The 4,590-nt window shown below is 74.5% G+C and carries 7 protein-coding genes; 1 reads left to right on the forward strand and 6 read right to left on the reverse strand.

Translation table 11 applies throughout. The features are described 5' to 3' along the window. The 6 genes from ACYVI6_RS18060 to ACYVI6_RS18085 all read right to left on the reverse strand — a co-directional run. A partial coding sequence (locus tag ACYVI6_RS18060) for a DCC1-like thiol-disulfide oxidoreductase family protein (RefSeq protein ID WP_460447692.1) occupies positions 1-339 on the reverse strand: 339 nt, incomplete at its 3' end. Beyond that, positions 332-760 carry a hypothetical protein gene (locus tag ACYVI6_RS18065; protein WP_460447693.1) on the reverse strand — a complete coding sequence of 143 codons (429 nt, stop codon included), beginning with the start codon at positions 758-760 and terminating at the stop codon, positions 332-334. The genes ACYVI6_RS18065 and ACYVI6_RS18060, both read right to left, overlap by 8 nt. Before the next feature lie 157 nt (positions 761-917). After that, complete coding sequence (locus tag ACYVI6_RS18070) at positions 918-2,195, reverse strand: aspartate kinase (RefSeq protein WP_460447694.1); 1,278 nt, start codon at positions 2,193-2,195, stop codon at positions 918-920. Between the two features lie 95 nt (positions 2,196-2,290). Continuing rightward, entirely contained in the window at positions 2,291-2,884 is a 594-nt protein-coding gene (locus ACYVI6_RS18075; RefSeq protein ID WP_460447695.1) for a DUF5063 domain-containing protein, read from the reverse strand. Next, positions 2,877-3,476 (reverse strand): recombination mediator RecR, encoded by a 600-nt coding sequence (gene recR, locus ACYVI6_RS18080; RefSeq protein ID WP_460447696.1) that lies wholly within the window; start codon positions 3,474-3,476, stop codon positions 2,877-2,879. Before recR ends, ACYVI6_RS18075 begins: the two co-directional genes overlap by 8 nt. Before the next feature lie 57 nt (positions 3,477-3,533). Then, complete coding sequence (locus ACYVI6_RS18085; RefSeq protein ID WP_460447697.1) at positions 3,534-3,665, reverse strand: hypothetical protein; 132 nt, start codon at positions 3,663-3,665, stop codon at positions 3,534-3,536. Between the two features lie 506 nt (positions 3,666-4,171). On the opposite strand from ACYVI6_RS18085, the gene ACYVI6_RS18090 reads away from it, so the two are divergent. Further along, positions 4,172-4,590, forward strand: a 419-nt coding sequence (locus tag ACYVI6_RS18090; protein WP_460447698.1) for a hypothetical protein, incomplete at its 3' end; no start/stop codon positions are given.

Consider the following 4,590-nt stretch of genomic DNA (forward strand, 5'->3'; position numbering starts at 1 on the left):
GGCCACGGCGAGCGCGACCGCCCGGGCCGTCGGCCGGCCCGCCGGGGTGGCCAGGCGCTGGGCCAGCCCGCGGTGCGCGGCGGTCGCCCACAGGCAGACGATCCAGGCGTCGCCCGCGGTCCACACCCGGCCGCCGCTGCCGACCACGGTCAGCTCGCCGCGGGTGCGGTCGTGGTCGAGCCACGGCAGCAGCCGCCTCGCCTGCTCCGACCCGCACGGCACCCAGCGCAGCGGCACCAGCAGCGGCGTGCCGCCCAGCCAGCCACGCACCCAGCGGCACAGCGGGCAGTCGGCGTCGTACAGCACGACCAGCTCGGTGACCGCCTCGGGCTCAGGCACCCGGTGCGCCCGGCGCGGCCCAGGCGGAGGGCGGGCCGTACTGCGCCGGGGGCACCGGCGGCACCGGCTGGTGCACGAGCCGGTTGCGTCGACGCATGCGCTGCAGCACGAACAGGTTGCCGAAGTGCATCGCGCCGAGCACCAGGGTCACCCCACCCAGCTTGCGCGAGAGGGCCTCCACCGCAGCCCGGGCGTCCGGAACGTCCGAGCCGATCCGCAGGGCGAAGGCCACGTAGCCCAGGTTGATCAGCCAGAACCCCACCACGAGCAGCCGGTTGACCGCGCGGGCCATCTCGGCGTCGCCGTCGAAGACGTCGACCAGGAACAGCGCGCCGTTGCGGAACAGGGTGCGGGCCACCCAGGCGGTCAGCCCGAGGCTCACCACGGTGTAGCAGAGATAGGTCGTCAGGACCGCGTGCACGAGAGCCTCCGGAGGTCGTGTTGAACGTGTTCAAGACGACGGTAGCCGCCTTTCTGAACGTGTTCAAGTTCATTGGGGCACGACGACGAGACCCGCCCGCTCGGGTGAGCGGACGGGTCTCGTGGTGGTGCGTGCGCGCCGGCGGCGCGGGGTGGGTCTAGCGGCCGGTGCCGCCGTAGACCACGGCCTCGCCCTCGGTGTCGAGGCCGAAGGCGGTGTGCACGGCGCGGACGGCGGTGTCGACGTCGTCCGCGCGGGTGACCACGGAGATGCGGATCTCGGACGTCGAGATCATCTCGATGTTGACGCCGGCGCCGGCCAGCGCCGCGAAGAAGGTCGCGGTGACGCCCGGGTGGGTGCGCATGCCCGCGCCGACCAGCGAGACCTTGCCGATCTGGTCGTCGTACTGCAGCGACTCGAAGCCGACGCCGGCCTGCGCGGCCTGCAGCGTCTGCATGGCGGAGGCGCCGTCCGACTTCGGCAGGGTGAACGAGACGTCGGTGCGGCCGGTGGCGGCCGCCGAGACGTTCTGCACCACCATGTCGAGGTTGATGCCCGCGCCCGCCACGGCCTGGAAGATCGCCGCCGCCTTGCCCGGCTGGTCGGGCACGCCGACCACGGTCACCTTCGCCTCGCTGCGGTCGTGCGAGACCCCCGAGATGATCGCCTGCTCCACGGTGGCACCGTCCCTGTCGTCCAGTGGCTTGTCGGTCACCCAGGTGCCCTCGCGGCGGCTGAAGCTCGACCGCACGTGCACCGGCATGTCGTAGCGGCGGGCGTACTCGACGCACCGCAGGTGCAGCACCTTGGTGCCGCTGGCCGCCATCTCGAGCATCTCCTCGCTCGTGATGCGCTCGATGCGGCGGGCCGCGGGCACGATCCGCGGGTCGGCGGTGAAGACGCCGTCGACGTCGGTGTAGATCTCGCAGACGTCGGCCCCGAGGGCGGCGGCGAGGGCGACCGCGGTCGTGTCGGAGGCACCGCGCCCGAGCGTGGTGATCTCCTTCGTGTCCTGGCTGACGCCCTGGAAGCCGGCGACGATCGCGATCGCGCCCTCGTCGATCGCGGTGCGGATGCGACCCGGCGTGATGTCGATGATGCGGGCGTTGCCGTGCGCCGAGTCGGTGATGACGCCGGCCTGGCTGCCGGTGTACGACCGGGCGGTGTGCCCGAGGTCGGCGATCGCCATGGCCAGCAGCGCCATCGAGATGCGCTCGCCCGCGGTGAGCAGCATGTCGAGCTCGCGGGCCGGCGGCAGCGGCGACACCTGCTGCGCGAGGTCGCGCAGGTCGTCGGTGGTGTCACCCATGGCCGACACCACCACCACGACCTGGTTGCCCAGCTGCTTGGTGTCGACGATGCGGCGGGCGACGCGCTTGATGCTCTCGGCGTCGGCGACCGAGGAGCCGCCGTACTTCTGGACGACCAGTCCCACGGTGCTGCGCTCCTCGGTGGTGCCGACGGGGTTCGCCGAGGACTCTACCGACGGCTCGCGCGAGGGGGCCGATCGGCCGGATGCCGAGACGCCGCTCAGGGGTGCAGCGCGTCGAACTCCGCGTCGGCGACGACCTCGTCGTCGGCGTCGAGCCGCAGGTGGCTGAGCAGCGACTGGACGACGCGCAGCGAGCTGGCGGCGCGCAGGCCCCAGCTCGACAGGTACGAGAACTGCCACCACCACAGGGCCTCGTCGACCCGGCCGGCCTCGAAGTGCCGCAGGCCGTGCGACAGGTCGGACGCCACGGTGGCGATGTCGCCAGACAGCGAGAACGCCGCGATCTCGGACGGCAGCACCGGGTCGACGACGTCCGCGTAGTCGTCGATGCCCTCGAGCACGTTGGCCAGCCCGGCGTGCAGCGGGTCGACGTCCGGCTCGGGCCCGGAGTCGGGCTCGAAGCGCTCGGTCGGCAGGACGTCGGTGATCGCGCCGAGCCTGGCACCGGCGACGAGCACCTGGCTGGTGGCCAGCAGCACGACCGGCAGCGCGACGTCGGGCGAGGTGCCGCTCGCGACGGTGGTCGTCGCCTCGAGGTAGGCCCGCACGTCGAGCGCGGTGTCGGCGGCCAGGCGACTCAGCTCGGCCCGGTCGGCGTCGCTGCGGTCCATGGCCCAGATCTGGTCAGACATCCAGCAGCCTCCGTCCCTCGAACGCGCGTCCGAGCGTGATCTCGTCGGCGTACTCGAGGTCGCCGCCCACCGGCAGCCCCGACGCGAGCCGGGTGACCCGCAGCCCCATCGGGCCGAGCAGCCGCGCCAGGTACGTCGCCGTCGCCTCGCCCTCGAGGTTCGGGTCGGTGGCGATGATGACCTCGGTGACCGCGCCGTCGGCCAGCCGCACCATGAGCTCGCGGGTGCGCAGGTCGTCGGGCCCGATGCCGTCCATCGGGCTGATCGCGCCGCCGAGCACGTGGTAGCGGCCGCGGAACTCCCGGGTCTTCTCGATCGCGACGACGTCCTTCGGCTCCTCGACGACGCAGAGCACCGTCGGGTCGCGGCGCGGGTCGCGGCAGATGCGGCACTGCTCGTCCTCGGCGACGTTGCCGCACGTCACGCAGAACCGGACGCGCGCCTTGACCTGCGTCAGGGCGTCGACCAGGCGGCGGATGTCGGTCGGGTCGGCGGCGAGCACGTGGAAGGCGATGCGCTGGGCGCTCTTCGGACCGACCCCGGGCAACCGCCCGAGCTCGTCGATGAGGTCCTGGACCACGCCTTCGTACACGCGCTCACCCTACGTGCCGCGTGCGACAACCCGCGCCGGGACGCGCGACGCATCCGTTCAGCGGTCGCTCTCGCCGATGACGCGGCCGCCGAGCAGCCGCTCGACCACGGCCCGGCCCACCATCCCCGAGTCCTCGGCGTCGACGTCGTCGTCGGCCGGTTCGTCGTCGGCCGGCGAGACCGTCGGCACCCGGACGGGCTCGGGCGGGGGCGGCGCGGCCGACCGGCGGGCGGGCGCGGGCGGGGCGTCGACGGCCGTCGCCGAGCCACGACCCTCGGACGCGGCGCCCGGGGCCCGCCGGGGTGACCGGTCCACCTGGGCGGTGGCGCGCTCGGCCTCCAGGGAGGACGACGAGGACGACGAGAGCCCGGAGGACGGCCCACGTGAGCCGGACGAGCCGGACGAGCCGGACGAGCCGGACGAGCCGGACCCCGACGAACCGGAGCCGGACGAACCGGAGGCTGGCGAACCGGCCGAGTCGCCGGCGGCCGACGTCGCGTGCGATCTGGCCGGCTCGGGGTCACCCGGCTCGGGGTCGCCCGGCTCGTCGGTCGGCGGCGGCACGTCGTCCCAGCCCGGCGGCTCGACCGGCGCGGCCGAGCGGTCGTCGGACGGCCGGGTGCGGGCCGCCGCAGCAGCCGGGACGCCGGCGCGGCAGCGGCGCGCGACCCGCCGCGGGCGGCCGAGCCGTCGCCGTGCACGGCGTCGACCAGCGCGTCGACACCGAGCTCGTCGATGAGCGCCTGCCGCACGAACTCGCCGTGGGCCCCCGCCCGGAAGGTCTGGGTCAGGCCGGGCGAGCTGATGCCGAGCGTCAGCCGGCGCCCGTCGAAGTCGAGCACCTGCGCGTGCTCCTTGACCAGCGACCAGGTCGCCTTCTTCATGCCGAACAGCCGCTCGACCACGCCCGGCCAGGCCGCGCGGATCGCTTCGACACCGTGCTGCCCCGGGCCGTCCGTCACCTCGGCAGCGGGCTCGGCGGCGGGCTCGGGCTCGACCACCGCAGGCTGAGCGGGTCGCGCCTCGGGGCCCGGGGACGACGGTCCCGCCGGCGCCGACGTGTCGGCCGCCCGCGCGCTCGGCGGCTGCTCGGCCGGCTGCCGCGTCGCAGGCC

The organism is Angustibacter aerolatus (assembly GCF_054776675.1).

Coding starts and splice junctions, on each gene's coding strand:
- ACYVI6_RS18075 (WP_460447695.1), bottom strand. CDS start 2,884: ATGTCTGACCAGATCTGGGCCATGGACCGCAGCGACGCCGACCGGGCC.